The sequence below is a fragment of the Streptomyces sp. NEAU-sy36 genome (assembly GCF_013423905.1).
GTDB classification, from domain to species: domain Bacteria; phylum Actinomycetota; class Actinomycetes; order Streptomycetales; family Streptomycetaceae; genus Streptomyces; species Streptomyces misionensis.
In genome coordinates, this window is record NZ_CP058977.1 from 1,904,672 (window position 1) to 1,930,846 (window position 26,175).

Sequence of the window (26,175 nt, forward strand, 5' to 3'; positions counted from 1 at the left end):
GGCCGGGGTGCCCGGAGTGACCGGGAGCGGTGGCGGGGGTGCGACGTCTCGCTCCGGGGAGCGGAGCCGGTGGCCGCCCGGCCGCCGGCGTGGGCTGTGGCGCCGCTGCGGTCCCTGCGCCCCGATGAGGGGTGCCTGTGGCCCCGCAGGTGGAGCCCCCTCGGGGCGCCCGGAGTGCCGCGGCGCGGCGGGCTCCGGTCCGCCGGCCGGGACGGTGGGCGAACCCGGTCTCCCTCCCCACCGGTTGCGGTGCGCGGACCGCGATCCGGGTGCCGCCGCCCTCGCCGGTCGGGCCGTCGGCGGGGCGGTACGCGCGTCGTCTCCTCCCCGGCGGCCGGCGAACCCCGCCGGTGCCCGCGGTGCCGGGGGCGGGTCCGGGCACCGCGGGCACGCCGTCCCGTCAGGGGAGGGCGGCCGACAGGGCGGTCAGGAAGGCGTCCGTCGTGGAGCGGTCCCGGACGGCCAGCCGTACCCAGTCCTCGCCCAGGCCGGGGAACGTGTCCCCGCGGCGCACGGCGTAGCCGAGATCGCGCAGCCGGCGTCGTACCGCCGCCGCCCCCGGCATGCGGACCAGTACGAAGGGGGCCTCGGCCGGGCCGGTGACCGAGACGCCCCGGTCGGCGAGCGCGGCCAGGCCCGCCACCAGGTGGGCGCGGTCCGCCGCGACGCGGTGCGCCGCGTGCCCCGCCTCGGCCAGGGCCGGGGGCGTCATGCACGCCTCGGCGGCGGTCAGCGCCGGGGTCGACACCGGCCACAGCGGCTGGGCCCGCTCCAGGGCCGTGATGATCTCCGGGGCGGCCAGGACGTAGCCGATGCGCAGTCCGGCCAGCCCCCAGGTCTTGGTCAGGCTGCGGAGCACGATCAGACCGGGCAGGTCCGTCCGCCCGGCCAGCGCCTCCCGCTCGCCGGGCACCGCGTCCATGAATGCCTCGTCGACCACCAGGTACCGGCCGGGCCGGGCGAGCCGGCCGATCACCCCGGCCGGGTGGAGCACCGACGTCGGGTTGGTCGGATTGCCGATCACCACCAGGTCGGCGTCCCCGGGCACCGCCTCGGGGTCCAGCCGGAAGCCGTCCCGCGGCCGCAGCAGCACCCGTTCCACCGTGTGCCCGGCATCCCGCAGCGCCGCCTCCGGCTCGGTGAACTGCGGATGCACCACGACCGGCCGGCGCACCCCGAGGGCCCGGGCGAGCAGCACGAACGCCTCGGCCGCGCCCGCCGTCAGCAGCACGTGCCCGTCGGGCAGTCCGTGCCGCGCCGCCACCGCCGCCCGCGCGGCCCGCCCGTCCGGGTAGGCCGCGAGCGACGACAGCGACCCGGCGATCCGGGCGCGCAGCCACTCCGGAGGGGTGTCGGTGCGCACGTTGACCGCGAGGTCGACCAGTGCCGCGCCGTCGTCCCGCACCTCGGCGTCCCCGTGGTGGCGCAGGTCCGGCCCGCGATCGTCAGTGCGCATGGCTGTGCGTGTGCCCGCCGTGGTGGTGCCCGTGCCCGTGCCCGTCGTCGTCCGGGTGGAAGTGCGGCTGCTGGGGCAGCCCCACCTTGTCCTCGAAGCCCGGCAGCGCGATCCGGTACACGCACGAGTCGCAGTTCATCCGCAGATCGCCCGCGACGGCCTCCTCGTACCGTTCGAGCACCAGGTCGAGCAGCTCCGGCTCGGGCCCGATCACGTCGGCCGAGCGCACCTCGACGTCGGGGTGCGCGGCCGCCCACTCCTCGGTCTGCCGCCGCACCCGGTCCGGCAGGACGCCGGTGAACAGGAAGTAGGGCAGCACGACGACCTTCCGTGCCCCCAGCCGCGCGCACCGGTCCAGGCCGCTCGGCACGTCCGGCGCCGCCAGCGACACGAACGCCGTCTCCACGCCCGCGTACCCGCGGCCCTCCCACAGCAGCCGCGCCGCCTTGAACACCTCCGCGTTGGCGTCCGGGTCCGTGGAGCCGCGGCCCACCAGCAGCACGGTCACCTCCGCCCGGTCCCGGCCGCCGGCCGCCTCGTCGAGGCGCCGCTCCAGGACCTTCAGCAGCGCCGGGTGCGGGCCCAGCGGACGGCCGTAGGTGTACGAGATCCCCGGGTGCCGCTCCTTCTCCCGGGCCAGCGCGGCCGGGATGTCGCCCTTGGCGTGCCCGGCGGACACCAGCATCAGCGGGACGGCGGCGAACCGGCGCACGCCCCGCTCCACCAGCTCGGCCACGGCGTCGCCCAGCGGCGGCGGGGACAGCTCGATGAAGCCGCCCGCGACGGGCAGGTCCGGACGGCGGCGGCCCAGCTCCTCGACGAAGGCGCGGAACGCCTCGGCTCCGGCGTCGTCACGGGTGCCGTGGCCGGCGATCAGCAGGGCGGGCGGGGTGGTCACAGGGTCTCCTCGGACGGTATCGGGTGGTACAGCAGGGCGTTGAGCGCGGCGGCGGCGACCGCCGAGCCGCCCTTCTCGGACACGTTGCTCACGGCGGGCAGCCCGCTCGCGCGCAGCGCCGCCTTGGACTCGGCCGCGCCGACGAAGCCGACGGGCAGGCCGATGACGAGCGCGGGCGCGGCGTCCAGGGTGAGCAGTTCCTCCAGGGCGGTCGGCGCGCAGCCGATCACCCACAGGGCGCCGGGGCCCACCTCCTCGTAGGCGAGCCGCACGGCGTGCGCGGAGCGGGTGAGCCCCGGTCCCGACCTGGCGTCCTTCAGCCGGCACACGGTCCGGCGCCGGGTGATGCCGGCCGCGACCATCTCCACGTCCACGACGACCGGCGCCCCGGCGTGCAGCGCGGCGTGCGCCGGGACCAGGTCCGCCTCCGCCAGGACGAGGTCGCTCGCGTACTCCAGGTCGGCGGCGGAGTGGATGACCCGCTCCACCACCGCGCGGGTCAGCGGCGGGAAGTGCGAGGTGTCCAGACGGGCCCGCAGCCGCCGGAAGGACTCCTCCTCGATGGGGTGCACGATCCGGTTCACCGGGCCTCCTCCCGCGCCGGGCCGCTCTGCCAGCGGTAGCCGCGCGGGGTCACCATCCGCCCGGCGACCGTGCGGGACGCGGTGTTGCCCACGGTGACGACCGTCATCATGTCGACCGTCGCCGGGTCGAGCCCGGCCAGCGTGGTGACCCGGCTCGACTCGTCCGGCCGGGAGGCGTTGCGCACGACGCCGACGGGTGTCGTCGGCTCCCGGTGCCCGGCGAGGATCGCGAGCGCCTTCGGCAACTGCCAGTCGCGGCCCCGGGAACGGGGGTTGTAGAAGGTGACCACGAGGTCCGCCTCGGCCGCCGCCCGCACCCGCCGCTCGATGACCTCCCACGGCGTGTGCAGGTCGGAGAGGCTGATCGACACATGGTCGTGGCCCAGCGGCGCGCCCAGGATCGCGGCGGCGGCCAGCGCGGCCGTCACCCCGGGCACCCCGACCACGTCGATGTCGTCCGAGGCCTCGGCGAGCGCGGGCGAGGCCATGGCGTACACGCCCGCGTCCCCGCTGCCGATCAGCGCCACCGCGTGTCCCCGCCGGGCCTGCGCGACCGCCGTGCGCGCCCGCTCCTCCTCGGCGCCGAGCCCCGACTCCAGCACCCGGGTGCCGGGCCGCAGCAGATCGCGGACCTGGTCCACGTACTGGTCGAGCCCGACCAGCACCGAGGCCCGCCGCAGCTCGGCCGCCGCGCGCGGGGTGAGCAGGTCCCGGGCACCCGGCCCGAGCCCGACCACCGCGAGCCGCCCGCGGCCCGGACGCCGCGCCACGGCACAGGTCGCCATCGCCGGGGAGGCGTCCGACTTCCGCTTGGGGACCAGGAGTTCGCCGCCGCGCACCAGGGCCGCAGCCTCGGCGACCGACGGGGTGCCGACGGCCGCGAGCGGGGCGTCGGAGGGGTTGGGCACCTCGACCGCCGCCAGTTCCGCGGCGGAGTACGTCACCACGGGCACGCCCAGCCGTTCGGCGGCGCCCAGGATGCCGGGCTCGGCCGACTTGGCGTCCACGGTGGCGAGTTCGGCGACCGACTTCGCGGACAGCCCCGCCTCCCGGAGCGCGCCCTCGACCAGCGCCAGGACCTCCTCGACCGGCGCCCCCCTGGACGCGCCGACGCCGACCACCAGGGACGGCGGCCGCAACAGCACCTCGCGCTCGCCCGGCGGGACGTCCCGGTCGGTGAGGCGGACGGTGTACGACCCGTGCGCCGAGCAGGGCAGCGGGGGCAGCGGCCAGGCCAACTCCTGCTCCAGCACCACCGGTTCCCCGTCCAGCAGCGCCCGGGAGACGGCGGCGACCGCGCCCTCGCAGGGCAGGCCGAGGGTGTCCAGACCGGCCAGCCCCGCCGCGTCCGTCGCGGTGGTCACCACCGGTTCGGCGCCCAGCAGCCCGGCCACCTCGCGGGCGAGTTCATTGGCGCCGCCGCCGTGCCCGCCGACCAGGGACACCGCGAACCGGCCGCCCTCGTCCACGCAGACCACGCCCGGGTCGGTCGCCTTGTCGCCGAGCAGCGGCGCGAGCAGCCGTACCGTCGCGCCCGTGGCCAGGAAGCACACCAGCTGCTCGCACTCGGCGAACGCGGCCCGCACCGCCGGTCCCACGGCACCCTCGTACACCCGCGTACGGTCCGGCCAGGCCGCGGCCAGCCGGTCCCGTGCCGCCGCCCCCGCCGCGGTGGCGGAAATCAGGCCGATCACTGGTCAACTCCTCGATTGGATACGGGGCTTCTGACGCCCCACAGCAGAAACACCGGGTTGGTGGCCGCGAGCCGGGTCACCTCGCCCGGCAGCGGGGCCAGCCGCGAGGACTGGAGCAGCACCCCGTCGCAGCGCAGCCCGGCGCCGGTCAGCGCCTCGCGGGCCGCCGGCACCCGGTCCAGGGCGGCCATGGCCACGACCACGGCCCGCCGCGCGCGCGGCGCGCACGCCCGGATGACGGCGGGCAGTTCACGCCCCCCACCGCCGATGAACACGGCGTCCGGGTCCTGCGCGAGCCCGTCCAGCGCGTCCGGCGCGGTGCCGTGCACCACGTCCACCTCGACACCGTGGGCGCGGGCGTTCTCCCGGATCCGGGCCACCCCGTCCGCGCTCTTCTCCACGGCGACGACGGCCGCGCCGAGCCGGGCGCACTCCACCGCCACCGACCCCGACCCGGCACCCACGTCCCACACCAGGTCGCCGAGGCGCGGTCCGAGCCGGGCCAGGGCGAGCGCGCGCACCTCGAACTTGGTGATCATCGAGTCGCGGTGGGCGAACTCCGACTCCTCCAGCGCCCAGCGCGAAGGCCCGGGCGCCGCTCCGGCGAGGGCGCCCGGCACCCTCGGCACCAGTGACGCATCCGGCACCGACGGCACATCCGGTACATGCGGCACCGGCGGCACCGGCGGCTCGTCGGGCACCGACGGCGCACCGGCCGCATCCGGCCCCCGCCGCGTCGCCAGGCACAGCACCACGCTCACCGCGGTGCCCCAGTCACGGGCCGCCGCCTCGGCCGGGGTCACCCGCTCGACCCGCTCGCGCACCGGATCGCCCAGCGCGCTCGCCACGACGAGCACCCGGTCGCGGCCGGCGAGCGCCGCGCCCAGTTCGGCGGGGCCCGCGCCCGGACCGGTGAGCACGGCCACCTTGGGACGGGCCCGGCAGACGTGCACCGCGGTGCGCAACGCCCTGCCGTGCGCGCTGACCACCACCGCGTCGTCCCAGGGCAGCCCGAGCCGGGCGAACGCCGTGGCCACCGAGGAGACCCCCGGGCGCACCGACAGCCGCTCGGCGCCGAAGCGCTCGGCCAGCACCCGCACGATCCCGAAGAACCCCGGGTCGCCGGAGGCCAGCACCAGCACCGGCAGCTCCTTCTCGACATACCCGGCGACGGTGTCCAGGGCGGGCGCCAGCGGGCCCAGCACGACCCGCTCGGCCCCGGCGGGCAACCGGACCGCGTCCAGGTGCCGCCGCCCGCCGACGACGAGCGCGGCGCCCGCCGCGACGTCCTGCGGCAGCGGCGCCCCCGTCCCCGTGCCGACGACCGTGATCACCTGCCCGCCCCTCGCTCCCGCAGCTCCCGCCGGGCCGCCGGGTCCGCCTTGCGGAAGCCGTGGAAGTGGCCCGGGTGGTAGAGGTGCGAGCGGGTGCCGTGCGCGTCCAGCGCCGGACCCACCAGGAACAGCGTGTGCTTCCAGAGCTTGTGCTCCTTGACCGTCTCCTCCAGCGTGCCGATCGTGCACCGCACGACCAGTTCCTCCGGCCACGTCGCCTGATGGGCGACGATCACCGGGGTCGTCGTCGGATAGCCGCCCTCCAGCAGCTCCCGCACCAGCTGCCCGCTGCGCGCCGCGGACAGGAAGACCGCCATCGTGGTGCCGTGCCGGGCGAACTCGCGCACCTCCTCGCCGGGCGGCATGGGCGTCTTGCCGCCGCCGAGCCGGGTGAGGACGACGGACTGCGCGACCTCGGGGATGGTCAGCTCGCGCCCCGCGAGGGCCGCCACCGCCGAGAACGACGAGACACCGGGGACGATCTCCGTCGCGATCCCCAGCTCCGCGCACCGGTCCAGCTGCTCCTGCGTGCCGCCCCACAGCGCCGGGTCGCCGGAGTGGATCCGCGCCACCTTCAGGCCCTCGGCGTGCGCCCGCCGGTAGACGGCCACGACCTCCTCCAGGGACATCGCCGCCGAGTCCAGGATCTCCGCGTCCGCGCGCGCGTGCTCCAGCACCTCGGCCTGGACCAGGCTGGCCGCCCAGATCACCACGTCCGCCGCCGCGATCGCGCGCGCGGCCCGGAACGTCAGCAGGTCGGCGGCGCCGGGTCCGGCACCGACGAAGGTCACCTTGCCGAGGGGTGTCCCGGCGGGCGTGTCTGTGGGGGCGTCGGCCATCGGAAAGGTCCTCTCGTACGGAAAGCACACGGCAGTAGCGGGGTGAAATGTCAGGATGCGAGGCGGTATGCGAGGTGCTCGATGTGCGCGAAGGCGCCTCCATCGGATAGCAAGTGCCTATGGCGGTCTTCGTCGCGCTCGGCGCGTTCCTGATGACGCTGGCCGGCGGCTGGACGGCACAGCGGGTGACCGACCGTCGGCATCTCGTCCTCGGACTCGCCGGCGGTCTCATGCTGGGCGTGGTCGGCCTCGACCTGCTGCCGGAGGCACTGCGCGCCGCCGACCGCGAGATCTTCGGGGTACCCGCCGCCCTGCTGCTGTTCGTGACCGGTTTCCTGCTGGCCCACCTCGTGGAACGCACCCTCGCCGCCCGCCAGGCCGCCCACGGCGGGGACGAGCACGACCATCACCGGGCGCCCGAGGTCGGCCTCACCGCGGCCGGCGCCATGGTGGGCCACAGCGCCATGGACGGCGTGGCGATCGGCGCGGCCTTCCAGGTCGGCGGCGGCATGGGCACCGCCGTCGCGCTCGCCGTGATCGCCCACGACTTCGCCGACGGCTTCAACACCTTCACCATCACCAGCCTGTACGGCAACGCCCGCCGCCGAGCCCTCGGCATGCTGCTCGCCGACGCCTGCGCCCCCCTGGCCGGCGCGCTGTCCACCGTCTTCTTCCACATCCCCGAAACGGTGCTCGGCGGCTATCTCGGCCTCTTCGGCGGCGTGCTGCTCTACCTCGCCGCCGCCGAGATCCTGCCCGAGGCCCACCACGAGCACCCGGCCCGCTCCACCCTGCTGTGCACGGTCGCCGGCGCGGCGTTCATCTGGCTGGTGGTCGGCATCTCCGGCTGAGGGCACCGGTCCGCCCGCGCGCCTCACAGCTTGCCGCCCCGCCCGCCGTCCCGCCGCGGCGGCGCGATCAGCGTCGACAGATACGGCAACGGCGCGCCGTCCAGCTCGGCGGCCGGCCGCACCGACTCCTCGGGCAGTCCCAGCGCCGACCCCCACACCGCGTCCTGGAGCCGCCCGGAGCGGGTCAGCGCCCCGGCGACCTCGGCGGCCTGCCGCCCGAACTTGTACGCCACGACCGTCCCCGGCCCGGCCAGCGCCTCCTCCAGCACCGCGGAACCCGCCGTGACCGGCACCAGCGTCAGCGGCTCGGTGCCCTCGGTCAGCACGGCACCGGAGCGCGCCGCCAGGTCCTGCATCGCGGTGATCCCGGGCACGGTCTCCACGACGAGCCCCGGCACCAGCTCCGCGACGGTCTGCGCGAGATACGTGAACGTCGAGTACACGTTCGGATCGCCGATGGTGGCGAAGGCGACCGACCCGTGCCGCCCCAGCAGCGCGGCGACCCGCTCGCCCGCCGCGTCCCAGGCGGCCTCCCGGCGCGTCCGGTCGGTCCGCTCGTTCAGCGCGAACACCACGCGGACGACCTTCTCCTCGGCCACGTAGTGCAGCACGGTCGCCTCGGCGCGCCCCGGCTCACCCCCGTCCCGCCCGTCGGCCGCGCCCATCACCGGCACGACGACGGCATCGGCCGCCCGCAGCGCGTTGACCCCCTTCACCGTCACCAGCTCCGGGTCGCCCGGACCGACCCCGACACCGATCAGCCTGCTGCTCATGACGTCCGGCACCTCTCCACGAACCGACGGGCCACACCGGGCTCGGACGCCCAGTGCGTGTGCAGGTAACTCGCGTGCACGCCCCGCTGAACAAAACCCTCCACCCGCCGGTCCCGGCCCCGGACGCCCCACGCGGGGGCGGGACCGGCGCCCGGCTCGACCGCGGTGCGATGGAACTCGTGCCCCCGCATCCGCGTCCCGGCCGCGGCCAGCGCGCTGTCCCCGACGGCCACGGCGTCCCGGTACCCGAGGGTGAGCCGCTCCGTCATCCGCGCGGTGGCGTCCAGCACCCCGCACATGGGACGGCCGTCCAACTCCCGGCACAGATACAGCAGCCCGGCGCACTCGGCGGCGATCGGCGCCCCGGACGCGGCGAGTTCGGCGACGGCCGCGCGCAGCGGTTCGTTGGCGGACAGCTCGGCGGCGTACACCTCGGGGAAACCACCGCCGACGACCAGCCCGGCCGTGCCGTCCGGCAGCCGCTCCGCCCGCAGCGGATCGAAGGGGACGACCTCGGCGCCTGCGGCGGTGAGCAGTTCGGTGTGCTCGGCGTAGGAGAAGGTGAAGGCCGGGCCGCCGGCCACCGCGATGCGCGGCCCCGGCCCGCCGGCCGGCCGGACCGGGCCGTCGGGGCCGGGCGGCACGGGGCTCCACGGGTCCCCCGGCACCGGCCCGGCGGTACGCGCCAGCGCCTCCAGCGCGGCCAGATCGCACCCCTCGGAGACCAGTGCCGCCATCGCCGCCACGGAGCCGGTCGCCGCCGACTGCCGCTCGGCGACCGGCACCAGGCCCAGGTGCCGGGACGGCGTCTCGACCGGACGGGCCCGCCGCAGCACGCCCAGCACCGGCACCCCCGCAGAGTCCAGCGCCTCGCGCAGCAGCTCCTCGTGGCGGTCGGACCCCACCTTGTTCAGGATCACGCCGCCGATCCGCACCCCCGGGTCCCACGACGCGAACCCGTGCACCAGCGCCGCCACCGACCGTGACTGCGCCGAGGCGTCCACCACCAGCACCACCGGCGCCCGCAGCAGCTTGGCGACCTGCGCCGTGGACGCCAGTTCGCCCTCCCCGGCGGCGCCGTCGTACAGCCCCATCACGCCCTCGACCACGGCGAGGTCGCACCCCCGCGCCCCGTGCAGGAACAGGGGGGCGATCAGCTCCGGCCCGCACAGGTACGCGTCCAGGTTCCGCCCCGTCCGCCCGGTCGCGAGCGCGTGGTACCCGGGGTCGATGTAGTCCGGCCCGACCTTGTGCGGGGACACGGCGAGCCCCCGCGCGGCGAACGCGGCCATCAGCCCCGTGGCCACGGTGGTCTTGCCGCTGCCCGAGGAGGGCGCGGCGACGACCAGCCGGGGCACCGGCGAACTCACCACTCGATGCCCTTCTGGCCCTTCTGCCCCACGTCCATGGGGTGCTTCACCTTCGACATGTCCGTCACCAGGTCGGCGAAGTCCACCAGCTCCGGCGGCGCGTTCCGCCCGGTGACGACCACGTGCTGGGTGCCGGGCCGCGTGCGCAGCACCTCGATCACCTCGTCGGTGTCCACCCAGCCCCAGTGCATGGGGTACGCGAACTCGTCCAGCACGTACAGCCGGTACGTCTGCGCCGCCAGGTCCCGCTTGACCTGCTCCCAGCCCTCCCGGGCCTTCTCCTCGTTGTCCATCTGCGCGTCCCGCTGGACCCAGGACCAGCCCTCGCCCATCTTGTGCCAGGCGACGGTGCCGCCCTCGCCGGAGGCACCCAGCACGCGCAGCGCGTTCTCCTCGCCGACCTTCCACTTCGCCGACTTGACGAACTGGAACACCCCGATGGGCCACCCCTGGTTCCAGGCCCGCAGCGCGAGCCCGAACGCGGCGGTGGACTTGCCCTTGCCGACCCCGGTGTGCACGACGACCAGCGGGCGGTTGCGCCGCTGACGGGTCGTCAGACCGTCGTCGGGTACGACACTCGGCTGCCCCTGAGGCATTACGCGGCCCTCCTGCTGCCGTTCCCCTGCACATCCCTGACGAGACCGGCGATCGAGTCGGCCCGCAGCTCGTCCAGCGTGACGGCCGTACCGCCCAGCTCGCCCGCGAGCCGCCCGGCGAGCCCGAGCCGCACCGGACCCGACTCGCAGTCCACGACCACCGACGCCACCGCCTCGGCCGCGAACAGCCGCGCCGCGCGACCGGCGAGCGCCACCGGGTCGGGGCCACCCGTGGCCCGCCCGTCGGTCACCACGACCAGCAGCGCCCGGCGCGCCGGATCCCGCAGCCGCTCCACCCGCAGCACCTCGTGTGCCTTGAGCAGCCCGGCGGCCAGCGGCGTACGGCCCCCGGTCGGCAGTGACTCCAGCCGTACGGCGGCCGCGTCCACGGAGGACGTCGGCGGCAGCGCGACCTCCGCGGCCGACCCCCGGAACGTCACCAGACCGACCTTGTCCCGCCGCTGGTAGGCGTCGAGCAGCAGCGACAGCACGGCGCCCTTGACGGCGCTCATCCGCTGCCGGGCCGCCATCGACCCGGAGGCGTCGACGACGAACAGCACGAGGTTGCCCTCGCGCCCCTCCCTGACCGCCTGCCGCAGATCGTCCCGGCGGACCACCAGCCCCGGCCCGGACCGCCCCCGCGCCCGCTGGTGCGGGGCCGCGGCCCGCACGGTCGCCGCCAGGTGCAGCTTGGTCAGGGCGCCCCGCGGCCGCCGGGCCCCGGTCGTCCGCCCGTGCTCGGTCCGCGCCCGCGAGCGCCGCCCGGCAACGCCCTCCCCGATCCCGGGCACGCTCAGCGCCTTGGTCCGGAACGGCTCGGCGGCCCGCACGGCCGACTGCTCCCGCGGGCCCGCTGCCCGCGGCTCCCCGCCCTCGCCGGCCTCGGGCCGCGCGGCGGTGTCCCCGCCGCCCTGCGGCCCGTCCTCGGGCTCGGGCCGTCCACCGCCACCGGGACCGCCGGGGCCGGGATCGTCGTCCCCGTCCCCGTCGCCGTCCTGCCCGGCGGACTGCTCCAGCGTCTCGTCCAGCTTGTCCTCGTCCAGGCCCGGCGCGTCGAAGGGGTTGCGGCGCCTGCGGTGCGGCAGCGCCAGCAGCGCGGCCTGCCGCACGTCCTCCGCCAGCACGTCCGTCCGCCCGGCCCACGCGGCCAGCGCGGTCGCCGTGCGCGCCATCACGATGTCGGCGCGCATGCCGTCCACCTCGAAGGCCGCGCAGGTCGCCGCGATCTGCCGCAGCGCGCCATCGCCCAGCCGCACCCGCGGCAGCAACTCCCGCGCCGCCGCGATCCGTTGGCGCACGGCGGCCTCCTCGGCGGCCCACCGCGCGGCGAAGCCGTCCGGATCGTCGTCGTACGCCAGCCGGCGCCTGACGACCTCCACCCGCTGGTCCGGCTCCCGCGAGGCCGCGACCTCCACGGTCAGCCCGAACCGGTCGAGCAGCTGCGGCCGCAGCTCGCCCTCCTCCGGGTTCATCGTCCCGACGAGCAGGAAACGCGCCGCGTGCCGCACGGACACGCCCTCGCGCTCCACGTACGAGGAGCCCATCGCCGCCGCGTCCAGCAGCAGGTCGACCAGGTGGTCGTGGAGCAGGTTGACCTCGTCCACGTACAGGATGCCCCGGTGCGCGTCGGCGAGCAGGCCCGGCTCGAACGCCTTCACGCCCTCCGCGAGCGCCCGCTCGATGTCCAGCGCGCCGACCAGCCGGTCCTCCGAGGCGCCGACCGGCAGCTCGACCATCCGCGCGGCCCGCCGCGCACCCGGCCCCGGCTCGTGCGGCCCGTCCGGGCAGGCCGGGTCCGGGGCGGCCGGATCGCAGGAGAACCGGCACCCGGGCACCACGGCCACCTCGGGCAGCAGCGCCGAGAGCGCCCGCACCGCCGTCGACTTGGCGGTGCCCTTCTCGCCGCGCACCAGCACACCGCCGACCGCCGGGGAGACGGCGTTCAGCAGCAGCGCCAGCCGCAGGTCGTCCTGGCCGACCACGGCCGTGAAAGGAAAGGGGGTGGTCACTGGTCGTCGCCCTCCAAGTCGCCTTCCAGCTCCAGATAGGTGGCTCGCAGCCGCTCCAGCGTGTCCGCGTCCGGCTCGGCCCACAGGCCCCGGTCCGCCGCCTCCAGCAGCCGCTCGGTGATGCCGCGCAGCGCCCAGGGGTTGGACTTCTTCATGAAGTCCCGGTTCTCCGGGTCGAAGACGTACTCGGCGCTGAGCTTCTCGTACATCCAGTCGTCCACCACGCCCGCCGTGGCGTCGTAGCCGAACAGGTAGTCCACGGTCGCCGCCATCTCGAAGGCGCCCTTGTAGCCGTGCCGCCGCATCGCCGCCATCCAGCGCGGGTTGACCACCCGCGCCCGGAACACGCGGTGCGTCTCCTCGCCCAGCGTCCGCGTCCGCACCTGGTCCGGAACGGCCGAATCGCCCACGTACGCCTCGGGATTGGCGCCGGTCAGATGCCGGACCATGGCGACCATGCCGCCGTGGTACTGGAAGTAGTCGTCGGCGTCGACCAGGTCGTGCTCACGGGTGTCGACGTTCTTCGCCGCCACCGCGATCCGCTTGAACGCCGTCTCCATGTCGCCGCGCGCCGCCCGCCCGTCGAGCCCGCGCCCGTACGCGTAACCGCCCCAGACGGCGTACACCTCGGCGAGGTCGGCGTCGGAGCGCCAGTTGCGGGCGTCGATCAGCGGCAGCAGGCCCGCGCCGTACGCACCCGGCTTGGAACCGAAGATCCGGGCGGTCGCGCGGCGCCGGTCACCGTGTTCGGCGGTGTCCTGCGCCACGTGCGCCCGCACATAGTTGCTCTCCGCCGGCTCCTCCAGCTCGGCCACCGCCCGCACCGCGTCGTCGATCAGCCCCACGACGTGCGGGAACGCGTCCCGGAAGAAGCCGGAGATGCGGACCGTGACGTCGATGCGCGGGCGCCCCAGCTCGGCCGGCGGGATGATCTCGAAGCCGGTCACCCGGCGCGAGGCGTCGTCCCAGACCGGACGGCAGCCCAGCAGGGCCAGGATCTCGGCGATGTCGTCGCCCTGGGTGCGCATCGCGGAGGTGCCCCAGACCGTCAGGCCGACGGACTTCGGGTACTCGCCGGTGTCGGCCAGATACCGCCGCACCAGCGAGTCGGCGAGCGACTGCCCGACCTCCCAGCTCAGCCGGGACGGGATCGCCTTCGGGTCGACCGAGTAGAAGTTGCGGCCCGTCGGCAGCACGTTGACCAGACCGCGCGTCGGTGATCCCGAGGGGCCCGCCGGGACGTAACCGCCGTCCAGCGCGCGCAGGATGTGCCCGATCTCGTCCGAGGTGCGCGCCAGCCGGGGCACCACCTCGTCGCAGGCGAACTCCAGCACCGCCACCGCCTCCGGCGGCACGGCACCGCCCAGGGCCTCCCGTACGACGTCCCCGACGGCCGCGCGCGCCCAGTCCCGCGCCTCCATGCCCTCCGCGACCCGGCGGCACAGCTGCTCCAGCAGGTCGATCGCGTCGGCCGCCGTGCGCGCCGGGCCCTGCGCCAGGTCGGTCAGCTCCACCGGCACCTTCACCGCGGCACCCGGCTCGGCCAGCAACTCCTTCTCCACCAGCCCGAAGTGGGCGGCGAGACAGGCCCGCAGACCCGGCAGGGCGTTCGCCCGGCCGCCCCACACCTGGGAGGCGCGCAGCACGGCGAGGACGAGGTTCACCCGCGGTTCGCCTACCGGGCCGCCGCCCAGGACGTGCAGGCCGTCGCGGATCTGCACGTCCTTGATCTCGCACAGATAGCCGTCGATGTGCATGACGAACTCGTCGAACTCCGCGTCGTCCGGCTGCTCGTCCACATGCAGGTCGTGGTGGAGCTCGGCCGCCTTGACCAGGGTCCAGATCTGGGCGCGCACCGCCGGGGCCTTGGCCGGGTCCAGGTCGGAGACGAGCGCGTACTCGTCCAGCAGCTGCTCCAGCTTGGCCAGGTCGCCGTAGGTGTCGGCGCGGGCCATCGGCGGCACCAGGTGGTCCACCACCGTGGCGTGCCCGCGCCGCTTGGCCTGGGTGCCCTCGCCGGGGTCGTTGACGATGAACGGGTAGATCAGCGGGAGTTCGCCGAGGACCGCGTCCGGCGCGCAGCCGCGGGAGAGGCCGAGGCCCTTGCCCGGCAGCCACTCCATGGTGCCGTGCTTGCCCATGTGCACGACCGCGTCGGCGCCGAAGCCGTGCTCCAGCCAGCGGTAGGCCGCCATGTAGTGGTGCGAGGGCGGCATGTCGGGGTCGTGGTAGATCGCGATCGGGTTCTCCCCGAAGCCGCGCGGCGGCTGGATCATGACCACGACGTTCCCGAACCGCAGGGACGCCAGCACGATGTCGTCGCCGTCCACGTACAGGCTGCCCGGCGGCTCGCCCCACGCCTCGGTCATCGCCTCGCGCAGCCCCGGGTCCAGCGTCTCGAACCACGCCCGGTAGTCGGCCAGCGGCACCCGCGCCGGCGCGGCGGCCAGCTGCTCCTCGGTCAGCCACTCCACGTCGTGGCCGCCGGCCTCGATCAGCCGGTGGATCAACTCGTCGCCGCCGGACGGGTATCCGCTGACCCCGTACCCGGCGTCCCGCAGCGCGTCCAGCACCCGCACCGCCGACGCCGGGGTGTCCAGGCCGACCGCGTTGCCGACCCGGGAGTGCTTGGTCGGGTACGCGGTGAAGACGAGCGCGATCTTCTTCTCGGCGTTCGGCTTGTGCCGCAGCCGGGCGTGCCGTACGGCGATCCCGGCCACCCGCGCGGCCCGCTCGGGGTCGGCGACGTAGACCGGGACCTCGTCGGGGCCCTGCTCCTTGAAGGAGAAGGGCACGGTGATCAGCCGGCCGTCGAACTCCGGGATGGCGACCTGCATCGCCGCGTCCATGGGGGACAGCGCCGCGTCCGACTCCTCCCAGGCGGCCCGCGAGGAGGTGAGGCACAGACCCTGCAGCACCGGGACGTCGAGGTCCGCCAGCGCGCCGATGTCCCAGGACTCCTCGTCCCCGCCGGCCGACGCCCCGGAGGCGTGCGTGCCGCCGGCCGCGAGCACGGTGGCCACCAGCGCGTCGGCCCGCCCCAGCAGCTCGTACAGCCCGGCGTCCGCGCCGCGCAGCGAACCGCAGTACACCGGGAGGGCGTTGGCGCCCCGCGCCTCGACGGCCGCGCACAGGGTGTCCACGAAGGCCGTGTTGCCGCTGAGTTCGTGGGCCCGGTAGAAGAGCACGCCCACGGTCGGGCGGTCCGCGCGGATCTCGGGGGCGCCGTGGACGCCGTACTCCGGCATCCGGTGCGGCTCCTCGAAGCCCTCGCCGGTCAGCAGCACGGTGTCGGACAGGAAGCGGGCCAGCTCCCGCAGGTTCGCGGGGCCGCCCTCGACCAGGTAGCGCAGCGCCTCCGCGACCACGCCCGCGGGCACCGTGGACTCGGCCATCAGCTCCGCGTCCGGGACCGCCTCGCCGCCCAGCAGCACCGCCGGGACACCGGACGCCTTCAGCGCGGCCAGCCCCTCCTCCCAGGCGCGCTTGCCGCCGAGGAGCCGCACGACGGCGAGGTCGGCGCCGTCCAGCAGCCGCGGCAGTTCCCCGGCGACGTCGACCCGGGTGGGGTTGCCGATGCGGTAGTCCGCGCCGGAGGCCCGGGCCGCCAGCAGATCCGTGTCGGCGGTCGACAACAACAACACAGTGCTCATGCGGGCGCTCCCGGTGGAATGAAGGGCAGTCCTTGCGGCGCGCCGGACTCGATGAGCCGCCACAGCGCGTCCGTGTCCGCGTGCTGTTCGATCAGATCGCCGAGCCGGTCCAGCTGCTCCTCGCGCAGCGCGGCGAAGGAGGTGTCCGGCGCCGGGACGAAGCGGCGCCCCGCGGCGGCGGCCACCTCGCGCAGGAAGGCCCGGCGGAAGCGGTCCGACTCCAGCGAGCCGTGCCAGTGGGTGCCCCAGGTCTGGCCCGACCGGCAGCCGTCCAGGAAGGGTTCGCCGCCCTCGACGGACGCCACCCCGTGGTGGATCTCGTACCCCTCCACCGGCTCGCCGAGGGCGCGGCCGGCGGGGCGGGCCAGGGTCTTCTCACGGGCGAAGCGCACCCGTACGGGCAGCAGGCCGAGCCCGGGGACCGCGCCGGCGCGCGACTCGACCTCGTCCTCGATGTGCTCGCCGAGGATCTGGAAGCCGCCGCAGATGCCGAGCACGGGCCGCTGCGACGCGACCCGCCGGACCAGGGCGTCCGCGAGCCCCCGGGCGCGCAGCCACTCCAGCGCCCGGACCGTTCCCCGGGTGCCGGGCACGATCACGAGGTCCGCGTCGGCCAGTTCCTCCGGCCGGTCCACGAACCGCACCACGACGCCCGGTTCGGCGGCCAGCGCGTCCACGTCGGTGAAGTTGGACATCAGCGGGATCGCGCACACGGCGACGCGCAGCACGTCCTCGCCGACGGGGGGAGCGACGGCCGACTCCCGCACGGCGCCCCGGAGGGACACCCGCAGTCCGTCCTCCTCGTCGATCCCCAGTCCGTGCCGGAACGGCAGCACGCCGTACGTCCGCCGCCCGGTGAGGTCCCGGAGCATGTCCAGCCCGGGCTCCAGCAGCGAGACGTCGCCCCGGAACTTGTTCACCAGGAACCCGGCGACCAGCTCCTGGTCCTCGGGCGCGAGCAGGGCGAGGGTGCCGAAGAAGGAGGCGAAGACGCCCCCGCGGTCGATGTCCCCGACGACCAGCACGGGCAGCCGGGCACCGCGCGCGATCCCCATGTTGACGATGTCGGTGCGCCGCAGGTTGATCTCGGCCGGGCTGCCCGCCCCCTCGCAGATCACCGCGTCGTACGTGCGCCGCAGCTCGGCCAGGCAGTCCAGCACCGTGCCCAGCAGCCGCCGCTGCCGCCCGCCGTGGTAGCCGCGCGCGCTCATCTCGCCCACCGGCCTGCCCAGCAGCACCACCTGGCTGCTCTGCTCACCGCCCGGCTTGAGCAGCACGGGGTTCATCAGCGCGGTCGGCTCGATCCGGCAGGCCTGGGCCTGCATGGCCTGGGCGCGGCCGATCTCGGCGCCCTCGCGGGTGACGAAGGAGTTCAGGGACATGTTCTGCGCCTTGAACGGCGCGACCTTCACGCCCTGGCGTGCCAGCCAGCGGCAGATCCCGGCCGTCACGACGCTCTTGCCGGCGTCCGACGTGGTGCCGGCGACGAGCAGACCACCGCTCATTTCCCGTGTCCCTTCAGACCCTTGACTCCGGTGACCAGGAGGCGCGCGGCGACCGTGGTGCCGAGCGCGAGCAGACCGACGCGGCGGGAGAGCCGTACCGCCCGGTCGATGTCGCCGGCCCGGACGGCCCGTCCGGTGGCGCCGTTGAGGACGGGGCGGTGCTCCACGCGGCCGCCGTAGGAGAGGGTGCCGCCCAGCCGGACGCCGAGGGCGCCCGCGAAGGAGGCCTCCACCGGACCGGCGTTCGGGCTCGGGTGCCGGCGGGCGTCCGCGCGCCAGGCGCGTACGGCGCCGCGCGGGTCGCCTCCGGCCGCGGCGGCGAGCACGGCGGTCAGCCGGGCCCCCGGCCAGCCGGCCACGTCGTCGAGGCGGGCGGCGGCCCAGCCGAAGCGGCGGTGGCGCGGGGACTTGTGACCCACCATCGCGTCCAGGGTGTTGACCGCGCGGAAGCCGAGCAGTCCCGGCACCCCGGCGACCGCGCCCCACACCAGGGCGCCCACGACCGCGTCGGAGGTGTTCTCGGCGACCGACTCGACCACGGCCCGCGCGATGCCGTCGGCGTCCAGCGCCTGCGGGTCCCGGCCGCACAGATGGGGCAGCCGGGCGCGGGCCGCCTCGACGTCCCCGGCGGCCAGGGCGCGGCCGATGGTCCGGGCCTCCCGGGCGAGCGAGGTGCCGCCGACCACGGACCAGGCGGCCGTGGCGGTCAGCGCGACGGAGGCGGCGGGGGAGGGGCGTACGACGCGTGCGGTCAGCGCCCCGAGCGCGACGGCGCCACCGGCGCACACGGTGGTGTGCAGAGCGCCCCAGCCGCGGTGGTCGTGCCACAACGCGCTCTCCACCGCGGCGGCCGCACGCCCGAACGCGGCGACCGGATGCCCGCGGCGGGGATCGCCGAGGAGCAGGTCGCCGAGAAGCCCGGCGGCGGCGCCGTACGCATACCTGCGATCGGCACCCATCGGCTCAGCCGGCCGTGGGCACCGCGACAGTGGTCCTGGTACTGGTCCTTCGGCTGCCGAGCATGGCGATACAGGTCCTCACTCAGGGTGTCCGCGCCCTGGTACGAAGAAAACGGGCGGCGAGAGTTCCTGGCTCCCGGGGTGTTCACCCCGGTGACAGTGGCGGGACCGCGCCGGATTCGCACCGGCTTCCTCTTCTGCCGCCCTACATGGCCTGGGCAGTCCACCACGTGCCCGGAACGGCCGTCAACTTGCCGTTGACCTGCGGGAGTGTGCGGATGCCCACATCACGCCACGGTACGGGCACGCCGAAGGCCCCGGCGCGCGACGGGCGCGCGGGGGCCTTCGGGGTGTGCGGCCGAGTGGGGCCGCGCGGTCAGGACTTGGAGACGATCAGGACGATGCCGTACGCCACCGCCGCCGCGCACGCCGCGAAGCAGACGTAGGCACCGGTGACGGCGAGCGCCGCGGACTCGCCCTGGGCGGCGGCCTTCTCGCGCCGGGCCAGGCCGTTGACCCCGAGGGTGAACAGGGCCACCAGGCCCACCGTGAACACGAGGCTGACGCCGAAGACGGAGCCGATGGCCGCCCAGTCGATCTTCATGGGGATGCTTCCTTGGTGAACGGGGGCGCGGGGATCAGACGGTGGCGGCCGGCGGCACGGCCGGGGCGGTGGCCGCCGGTTCGGCGGCCGGGGCCGGGATGGTGGCGGTCAGGCCGTCGGCGACGGTGCCCGCCGGGGGCGGGGTCACCGCGGCGATGGCGGCGGTGACCACGCCGGAGGGCTCCGCCGGCGGGTCGGCGACCACGTTGGTGTGGTCGATGACCTCGCGGCGGGACAGCTTGTAGATCCAGGCGCTCGCGGCGACCAGGAAGACGGCGACCACGGCGGTGCCCCAGTCGCCCAGCTCGGTGACGGCCTCGGCGCCCGCGCCGACCAGGGCGGCGGCCGGCAGGGTGAGCACCCAGGCGACGGCCATGCGGGTGGCGGTGGACCAGCGGACCACGCCGCCCTTGCGGCCCAGGCCCGCGCCCATCACGGCGCCGGAGACGACGTGGGTGGTGGAGAGGGAGAAGCCGAGGTGGGAGGAGGCCAGGATGGCCGTCGCGGCGCTGGTCTGGGCGGCGAAGCCCTGACGGGGCTCCAGGTCGGTCAGGCCGGTGCCCATGGTGCGGATGATGCGCCAGCCGCCGATGTAGGTGCCGGCCGCGATGGCCAGGCCCGCGGAGAGGATCACCCAGGTGGGAGGGTTGGAGCCGGGGGAGATGGCGCCGCCCGCGATCAGCGCGAGGGTGATGATGCCCATCGTCTTCTGCGCGTCGTTGGTGCCGTGCGCGAGGGAGACCAGGGCGGCGGAGGCGACCTGGCCGGTGCGGTAGCCCTTGCGGGTGGCCTCGCCCTCGGTCTTGCCGCCGATGCCGTAGGAGGAGCGGGTGGCGACCATCGAGGCGATGCCCGCGACGACCGGTGCCGCGACCGCGGGCAGCAGCACCTTGGTCACCAGGACGCCGCCGTGCACGGCGCCGAATCCGGCGGAGGCGACGGCGGCGCCGATCAGACCGCCCATCAGGGCGTGGGAGGAACTGGAGGGCAGGCCCACCAGCCAGGTCACCAGATTCCAGAGGATCGCGCCGACCAGGGCGGCGAAGATGACCTCGGGACGGATGCCGCTCTCGTCGACGAGACCCTTGGAGATCGTGTTGGCGACCTCCACGGAGAGGAAGGCGCCCACCAGGTTGAGGGAGGCGGACATGGCCACCGCGAGCTTCGGCTTCATGGCGCCTGTGGAGATGGTGGTGGCCATCGCGTTCGCGGTGTCGTGGAAACCGTTCGTGAAATCAAACGCGAGTGCGGTCACCACCACAATCGCGAGGATCAGCGAGAAGCTTTCCATTTACCCAGGCAATCGTTCGAGGTCGTTGGCTGGATGAACGTAGGCAACCTGGGTGAACGGAAGATGAACTGGGGCGGGCACGAGGGTGTCCGTAACGGGGGGTGTGGACCTCCGCTTTCGCCGCCCGTCCCGGGCGCGCCCAGGCGTCCCTTGGGTTACCAGCCCAGCGCGAAGGTCCGCAGCCGGCCGGCGGTGCCGTTGAAGAGATCCTGGTCACCCGGCAGCCGGCCGGCGGTGTCGTACTGCCAGAAGGTCCAGTACCGCCAGCCGCCCGGCAGCCGGCCCGGCCCGGAGGTGCCGTGGCGGGCGATCCACAGGGGGTGGGTGGCGGCGAAGGCGCGGCTGTCGCCGGTGCAGAGCTTCCACCACTGCGAGGTGGTGTAGATCACAGGCCTGCGGCCGGTCTCGCGCCGGATCTCGTCGCTGAAGGACCAGATCCACTTCGTCATCTTCTTCTTGCTCAGCCCGTAGCACTTGTGCCTCGCGCTGTACGGGTTGTACTCGATGTCCAGCGCGGGCGGCAGCGTCCAGCCGTCGGCCCGCCAGTCCCCGCCGTGCGCCACGAAGTACGCGGCCTGCCGGGCGCCGGAGGAGCGGTCCGGCAGCGCGAAGTGGTAGGCGCCCCGGATCAGGCCGGCCTCGCGCGCCCCGTCGTACTGCTGGTCGAAGTAGGGGTTGCGGTAGCCCGTGGCCTCGGTCGCCTTGACGTAGACGAAGCGGGCGCCGTCGTCCTGCGCGGACTGCCAGTCCACGCGCTTCTGGTGGGAGGACACGTCGTGCCCCCGGGGCTGGTTCGCGGCCCGGCCCGGGGGACCGGCCGAGGCGGTCGGGGCGCAGGTGAGGACGAGTGCCGCCGCGGCCGCGGCGAGGGCACCGGCGCGGCGACGGAGGAGGGTGCGGGCCATGTGCGGTCTCCCCGGGGTGACGGACGACCAGGTCGTGGCGGACGAGCGGGTCGCCGGGCGGGCAAGGAGGGCTCATTCAAGGGCGGTTGATCATCGAATCGGCGTAGATTGCTGGTGTTTTGCCGTGATATGCACCCTTTCGGGGTGCGGGATCTCGGACAGAAGTACGCCGAACGGCCGCCCGCCGCGGGGGTGGCTGGAAGGATCACGGCGAGACCGTGGAACCGCGGGACGGGCGAGGAAGGGCGGGCGGGGTGCGCGCAGAGGTGAACGAGGAAACGGCGGGCCGGTGGGCGGCGTTGGTCGCGACGGCGCGGCGGAGCGTGGCCGACGGACTGGTCGTCGGTACCTCGGGCAACGTCTCCGCGCGAGTCGGGGACGTGGTGCTGGTCACTCCCTCGGGCGTGCCCTACGACCGGCTGGGCCCGGACGACATCACCGGTGTGGACCTCACCGGCCGTCAGGTGCTCGGCACGCTGGTGCCGACCAGCGAGCTGCCCATGCACCTCGCCGTCTACCGCAGCACCGAGGCCCGCGCGATCGTGCACACCCACGCCGTGCACGCGACGGCCGTCTCCACGCTGGTGACCGAGCTGCCGCTGGTCCACTACATGGCCGCGGCCCTCGGCGGACCGGTCCGGGTCGCGCCCTACGCCACGTACGGCACCGACGAACTGGCCGAGAACATGCTCCGCGCCCTGGCCGGCCGCTCCGGCTGCCTGCTGCGCAACCACGGCACCGTCACCTACGGCGCCACCCTGGACCAGGCCTACGACCGCACCGCCCAGCTGGAGTGGATGTGCCGCCTGTGGCTGACGGCCTCTTCCGTGCCGGGTCTGACCCCCTCTTTGCTGACGGAGGCACAACTCGCCGAGGTCGGGGAACGCCTGAAGGGATACGGCCAACGGAGGTGACCGCCCCTTGTTCCCCGTCCCTGCTGCCCCCGACCGCCCCACACCGGGCACGCCCGGTGGACCCCGCAGCCCGTCCCCGGCCACCGGCGCGGCCCGGGACCGGGTGACCCGGGCCTTCTCGCCCCGCCGCCGCGACACGAGCGCGTCGGCGCATGCCCGCCGCCGTCTCGCGGCCCGGCTCGCCTCGCTGTGGCACCGGGCCCCGGCGAGCCGGCCCTCCTCGCCCCCGCGTCAGGGCGCCGCCCCCCGGCGGGTCCCCGTCCCGCGCGCGGGCACAGGGGACCGGCCCGCGCCCGGCCGCCGGGGCCGCGCGCACGGCCCCGCCGCACCGGGCCGCCCCGGCGCCGCCCCGTCCGCGAAGGCCCCCCGCCGGCTCCCGGACCGGCTCTTCCGCGTCCTGCGCCAGTGTCTCCCGGGCCCGCTCGCCCCGGTCTCCCCGCGGGGGCTCGCGGCCTGGTTCGCCGTGCCGCGCGGCCGGCGCCTCGTGGGCCCGCCCGCCGCACTCCGCCAGGCAGGCTCCCGGCGCCGGACGGACCCGTTCCCCGCCGCCCGGGCGCCCCGCGCCGTTCCGGTGCCGCCCGGACCGCCCGCGGCCGCGCGCCCGTCACCCTCCTCCCCGGCTCCGCTGGCCGGGCTCCGGGGCCGCCGGGACACTGAGGGGGTGCGCACCGTCAAAGCGGCCGCCGCCGCAGTCACCGCCGTACTCGCCGCCGGCATGGCGTCCGTGGCCGCCGGGCGGCTCGCCAGCGACGCCGCGCTGAAGACCACCGGCAGCCGCCCGCTGCCCACCGAACCCCGGCTCACCGTGCACGGCACCGCCGCCGGCCAGATCACCCTCACCCGGGACCTGGCCTCCCTGCGCCCCGGCTCCTACGGCCTGGCGGGCGACGGCTCCCACGCGGTCGTCGGCCCCGTCCTCGCGGGCACCGGGCACACCGCCGACACCGTCGTACGCCGCCTCGACCGCGTCACCCACGGCACCCTCGCCCCCGGCGACTCCGTGTGGCTCACCCCGAACCTCCACGTCGGCAACCCGCGCACCGCCCTCGGCCTCGACCACGCCGACGTCGACGTGCCCGGCGAACTCGGCACCCTGCCCGCCTGGTTCCTGCCCGGCAACCGGGACGTCTGGGTGATCGCGGTGCACGGCCTGGGCACCACCCGCGAACACGCCATGAACCTCATGGGGTTCCTGAACGGCCGCCACCTGCCGGTCCTCGCCCTCGCCTACCGCGGCGACCCCGGCGCCCCCCGCCCCGCCGACGGCCTGAACCACTTCGGCGAGACCGAGTGGCGGGACGTGGACGCGGCGATCCGCCACGCCGTCCGCCACGGCGCCCGCCGCGTCGTCCTGCTCGGCTGGTCCACCGGCGCCACCATGGCCCTGCGCGCCGCCGAGCACTCGACGATGCGCGACCACATCGCCGGCCTCGTCCTCGACTCCCCGGTGCTCAGCTGGGAGGCCACGCTGCGCGCCCTCGCCCGCGCCCGGCACACCCCGCCCCCGCTGCTGCCGCTCGCGGTGCGCGCCGCACAGGGCCGCGCCGGGCTGCACGCCGACCGGGTCGCCGAGATCACCGACCCCGAGCGGCTCGACGTACCCACCCTGATCATCCACGGCCCCGGCGACCGCGTGGCCCCCTGGGAGTTCTCCCGGATGCTCGCCGAGCGCCGCCCCGACCGCGTCGCCCTGCACACCGTCCCGGGCGCCCCGCACGCGGCGATGTGGAACCCCGACCCGGAGGAGTACGAGGAGCGTCTGCGGCGCTTCCTCACCCCGCTGATGTGACGGCGCACGCAGGGGCGTGCCAGGCGCGCGCCCCTGCGGTCCGGCCGTTCCGGTTAGGGCCCTGGGAATGGCCGAAACGCGCCCGCCCGGCCCCCGCGGAACCCGGTGCCTTGGCCAGCCCCGTCGCCCGCCGTGACATTCCGTTTGGGTTTTCGGACCGTCAACCGGAAGACTGCCCCTGTGACGTCCCGTATCCCGCGCGACTCCAGGCTCCGACTCGTCCGACCTCGACCCCTGGCCGCCGCCCCCAGAGCTGTGAACCAGCGGCACCCGCGCCGCCCCGCACCCCGGCCGCCCGAGGGCACCCCCGCCCGGGCCGAGCTGGCCAAAATGGCCCGCAGCGGGCTCGCGGGCGCGGTCCGCGTCGCCCGCTGGGCGGACAACGCCCTGGGCCCCGGCCAGGGCGGTGCCACCGCCGACGGCAAGGCCACCCTCTCCACCGCGACCGCCGAACGCGCCGCCGCCGACCTCGGCCTCACCGCCGACCAGGTCCGCGCCGACTGGGACACCGCCCGCCTCGCCGGGCTGGTCGAGGTGCACGGCGGCAGCGCCCGCCCCGGCTGGCGGCTGCGCGCCTGGGACCGCGACGACAGCGCCGTGCTGCGCGGCTGGGTCGCCCTCTTCGACGCCTGGTCGCTCGCCCTGCCCGAACCCGCGGGGCACGAGCCGGCCGCCGTCGCCGAGGTCGTCTCGGCCATGCCCCAGGTGCTCTCCTTCCTCCAGCTGTCCGCCGGGCCGGTCCCGGTCGAACAGCTCCTCGACCTGCTCCAGCAGCGGGTCACCGAACTGCGCACCGAACGCTGCGAGGTCACGTACGAGCCCGGCAGCGAGCCGCCCGCCGCGCCGGCCGAGGCCACGGACGTCCCGCCCGCCTCCCTCGCCCCGCTCCTCGACTGGGCGCTGGGCGCGCTCGCCTCCGTCGGCGCCCTCACCTACGGCGCGGGCCAGGCCACCCTCACCCCGCTGGGCAGCTGGGCGGTGTGGGTCAAGCTGGAGCAGATCTGCGTGGCCGCGCAGAGCCCGGCCGGCAACATCGAGCAGTCCGCCGAGGACATGCTGCGCGGCTGCGCCCAGCTGCGCCCCAACGCGGCCCGCGCCGAGTACCGCGCCTGGCTGGCCGCCCGCACCGTCGGCAGCGCCGTCACCGAGCTGATCGACGCGGCGCGCGGCGAGGACGCCCTGCTGCGCGGGCTCGCCTTCGAGGCGCTGCGCGTGGTCGGTGCGCCCGCCGAGCCCGAGGTGCGGGCCGTGGTGGACGAGCCTGCGCTGCGGCCGTACGCGCTGCTCTGGCTCGCCGAGCACGACGGCCTCGACCCGGAGGACGCCCACGAGGTCCTCACCCGCGAGGAGGCCACCTGGCTGTGGGTGGACACCGCCGCGGCCGTCGCCGACCACGGCGAGGCGCCGATGCTGGTCCGGCACCTGGAGTCCGCGGTGCAGCCCACCGTGCCCCAGCTGCTCGACGAGGTCCGCGCCGTCGGCCACCCGCGCACCGTGCAGGTCCTGGTCGCCCTCGCCGCCGCCCACCCCGACCCGGCCCTCGCCAAGGCCGTGCGCCGGGCCGCGTTCCAGGTGCACACCGGCGGCTGAGCCCGGCGGGGCGGCTCAGACGCCGATCTCCGGCGCGTACGTCCCGAAGCTCCAGATGTTGCCCTCGACGTCCCGGGCGAGGTAGTCCCGGGAGCCGTAGTCCTGGTCCGTCGGGGGCAGCAGGATCTCCACGCCGTGCGCCACGGCCCGCCGGTGGTGGGCGTCCACGTCGTCCACCACGACGTACACCCCCGCGGGCCCCGCGTGCCGCAGCGCCGCGTCGAACGGTCCGCCGCGGCCCTTGGAGCCGATCATCACCGCGCCGTTGCCCTGCACCAGCTCGGCGTGCAGCACCTTGCCGTCCGCGGCCTCGTACACCGTCAGCTCGGTGAACCCCAGCCCCTCCGTGAGCTGCCGGATCGCCGCCTTCGCGTCCGCGTACAGCAGCGTGGGACAGATGCCAGGCCGTCCGCCGCCCATACCCGCCATACAGATCACTCCTCCCGCAGAGTTCTCCCCGGCCCGCCCGGCGGGGATGCGGACGCGGGAAAACGGCTTGCACCGCCCCGTTAGACTTCTTCCCATGGCCATTCTCCTCGCGCATTAGACGGCGGGAACGCC

General features: G+C 75.6%; 21 protein-coding genes and 1 riboswitch. Of the genes, 4 read left to right on the top strand and 17 right to left on the bottom strand.

All coding sequences use genetic code 11. The features are described from left to right. Positions 1–400: 400 nt before the first annotated feature. From cobC to cobM, 6 genes are read right to left on the bottom strand one after another with little or no spacing between them, the layout of a single operon-like run. On the bottom strand, positions 401–1,456 hold the full coding sequence (gene cobC, locus HZZ00_RS08660; RefSeq protein ID WP_180331653.1) for an Rv2231c family pyridoxal phosphate-dependent protein CobC: 1,056 nt from the start codon (positions 1,454–1,456) through the stop codon (positions 401–403). Next, positions 1,446–2,354, bottom strand: a complete 909-nt coding sequence (locus tag HZZ00_RS08665) for a sirohydrochlorin chelatase (RefSeq protein ID WP_180331654.1) — start codon at positions 2,352–2,354, stop codon at positions 1,446–1,448. The genes cobC and HZZ00_RS08665 overlap by 11 nt, the downstream gene beginning before the upstream one ends. Further along, positions 2,351–2,938, bottom strand: coding sequence for a precorrin-8X methylmutase (locus HZZ00_RS08670; RefSeq protein ID WP_180331655.1), 588 nt, complete (start codon positions 2,936–2,938; stop codon positions 2,351–2,353). Before HZZ00_RS08670 ends, HZZ00_RS08665 begins: the two co-directional genes overlap by 4 nt. Further along, positions 2,935–4,632, bottom strand: a complete 1,698-nt coding sequence (gene cobJ / locus HZZ00_RS08675) for a precorrin-3B C(17)-methyltransferase (RefSeq protein ID WP_180331656.1) — start codon at positions 4,630–4,632, stop codon at positions 2,935–2,937. The genes HZZ00_RS08670 and cobJ overlap by 4 nt, the downstream gene beginning before the upstream one ends. Next, positions 4,629–5,966 (bottom strand): precorrin-6y C5,15-methyltransferase (decarboxylating) subunit CbiE, encoded by a 1,338-nt coding sequence (cbiE, locus tag HZZ00_RS08680; protein WP_180331657.1) that lies wholly within the window; start codon positions 5,964–5,966, stop codon positions 4,629–4,631. The genes cobJ and cbiE overlap by 4 nt, the downstream gene beginning before the upstream one ends. Beyond that, the gene (gene cobM, locus HZZ00_RS08685) at positions 5,963–6,805 is read right to left on the bottom strand and encodes a precorrin-4 C(11)-methyltransferase (RefSeq protein ID WP_180331658.1); all 843 of its coding nucleotides are present in this window, start codon (positions 6,803–6,805) and stop codon (positions 5,963–5,965) included. Before cobM ends, cbiE begins: the two co-directional genes overlap by 4 nt. Positions 6,806–6,924: 119 nt before the next feature. On the opposite strand from cobM, the gene HZZ00_RS08690 reads away from it, so the two are divergent. Next, positions 6,925–7,656 carry a ZIP family metal transporter gene (locus HZZ00_RS08690; RefSeq protein WP_180331659.1) on the top strand — a complete coding sequence of 244 codons (732 nt, stop codon included), beginning with the start codon at positions 6,925–6,927 and terminating at the stop codon, positions 7,654–7,656. Between the two features lie 23 nt (positions 7,657–7,679). Here the strand turns inward: HZZ00_RS08690 and cobI are convergent, their stop codons facing one another. From cobI to HZZ00_RS08740, 10 genes are all read right to left on the bottom strand, one after another. Further along, entirely contained in the window at positions 7,680–8,429 is a 750-nt protein-coding gene (gene cobI / locus HZZ00_RS08695; RefSeq protein WP_180331660.1) for a precorrin-2 C(20)-methyltransferase, read from the bottom strand. After that, on the bottom strand, positions 8,426–9,802 hold the full coding sequence (locus HZZ00_RS08700) for a cobyrinate a,c-diamide synthase (RefSeq protein WP_180331661.1): 1,377 nt from the start codon (positions 9,800–9,802) through the stop codon (positions 8,426–8,428). Before HZZ00_RS08700 ends, cobI begins: the two co-directional genes overlap by 4 nt. Further along, entirely contained in the window at positions 9,796–10,395 is a 600-nt protein-coding gene (gene cobO, locus HZZ00_RS08705; protein WP_180331662.1) for a cob(I)yrinic acid a,c-diamide adenosyltransferase, read from the bottom strand. Before cobO ends, HZZ00_RS08700 begins: the two co-directional genes overlap by 7 nt. Next, positions 10,395–12,404, bottom strand: a complete 2,010-nt coding sequence (locus tag HZZ00_RS08710; protein WP_180331663.1) for a putative cobaltochelatase — start codon at positions 12,402–12,404, stop codon at positions 10,395–10,397. The genes cobO and HZZ00_RS08710 overlap by 1 nt, the downstream gene beginning before the upstream one ends. Next, positions 12,401–16,057 carry a cobaltochelatase subunit CobN gene (gene cobN / locus HZZ00_RS08715; RefSeq protein WP_180331664.1) on the bottom strand — a complete coding sequence of 1,219 codons (3,657 nt, stop codon included), beginning with the start codon at positions 16,055–16,057 and terminating at the stop codon, positions 12,401–12,403. Before cobN ends, HZZ00_RS08710 begins: the two co-directional genes overlap by 4 nt. Continuing rightward, positions 16,054–17,562 (bottom strand): cobyric acid synthase, encoded by a 1,509-nt coding sequence (locus HZZ00_RS08720; RefSeq protein ID WP_180331665.1) that lies wholly within the window; start codon positions 17,560–17,562, stop codon positions 16,054–16,056. Before HZZ00_RS08720 ends, cobN begins: the two co-directional genes overlap by 4 nt. After that, positions 17,559–18,521, bottom strand: a complete 963-nt coding sequence (locus HZZ00_RS08725; RefSeq protein WP_180331666.1) for a cobalamin biosynthesis protein — start codon at positions 18,519–18,521, stop codon at positions 17,559–17,561. The genes HZZ00_RS08720 and HZZ00_RS08725 overlap by 4 nt, the downstream gene beginning before the upstream one ends. 100 nt (positions 18,522–18,621) lie before the next feature. Beyond that, positions 18,622–18,764, bottom strand: a riboswitch (cobalamin riboswitch). 133 nt (positions 18,765–18,897) lie between these two features. Further along, on the bottom strand, positions 18,898–19,125 hold the full coding sequence (locus HZZ00_RS08730; RefSeq protein WP_180331667.1) for a hypothetical protein: 228 nt from the start codon (positions 19,123–19,125) through the stop codon (positions 18,898–18,900). 34 nt (positions 19,126–19,159) lie between these two features. Continuing rightward, positions 19,160–20,416 carry an inorganic phosphate transporter gene (locus HZZ00_RS08735; protein ID WP_180331668.1) on the bottom strand — a complete coding sequence of 419 codons (1,257 nt, stop codon included), beginning with the start codon at positions 20,414–20,416 and terminating at the stop codon, positions 19,160–19,162. A gap of 155 nt (positions 20,417–20,571) precedes the next feature. Beyond that, on the bottom strand, positions 20,572–21,321 hold the full coding sequence (locus HZZ00_RS08740; RefSeq protein WP_180331669.1) for a lysozyme: 750 nt from the start codon (positions 21,319–21,321) through the stop codon (positions 20,572–20,574). 254 nt (positions 21,322–21,575) lie between these two features. Here HZZ00_RS08740 and HZZ00_RS08745 point away from each other — a divergent pair, with 254 nt between their 5' ends. The 3 genes from HZZ00_RS08745 (at position 21,576) to HZZ00_RS08755 (ending at position 25,614) form a co-directional block, all read left to right on the top strand. Continuing rightward, a complete protein-coding gene (locus HZZ00_RS08745) occupies positions 21,576–22,235 on the top strand; it encodes a class II aldolase/adducin family protein (protein WP_257585717.1) in 660 nt (219 codons plus the stop codon). 661 nt (positions 22,236–22,896) lie between these two features. Next, the gene (locus HZZ00_RS08750; RefSeq protein ID WP_180331670.1) at positions 22,897–24,024 is read left to right on the top strand and encodes an alpha/beta hydrolase; all 1,128 of its coding nucleotides are present in this window, start codon (positions 22,897–22,899) and stop codon (positions 24,022–24,024) included. 180 nt (positions 24,025–24,204) lie between these two features. Continuing rightward, positions 24,205–25,614 carry a hypothetical protein gene (locus HZZ00_RS08755; RefSeq protein ID WP_180331671.1) on the top strand — a complete coding sequence of 470 codons (1,410 nt, stop codon included), beginning with the start codon at positions 24,205–24,207 and terminating at the stop codon, positions 25,612–25,614. A gap of 15 nt (positions 25,615–25,629) precedes the next feature. Here HZZ00_RS08755 and HZZ00_RS08760 read toward each other — a convergent pair whose 3' ends face one another. After that, entirely contained in the window at positions 25,630–26,043 is a 414-nt protein-coding gene (locus HZZ00_RS08760; protein ID WP_180331672.1) for a VOC family protein, read from the bottom strand. Positions 26,044–26,175: the final 132 nt, after the last annotated feature.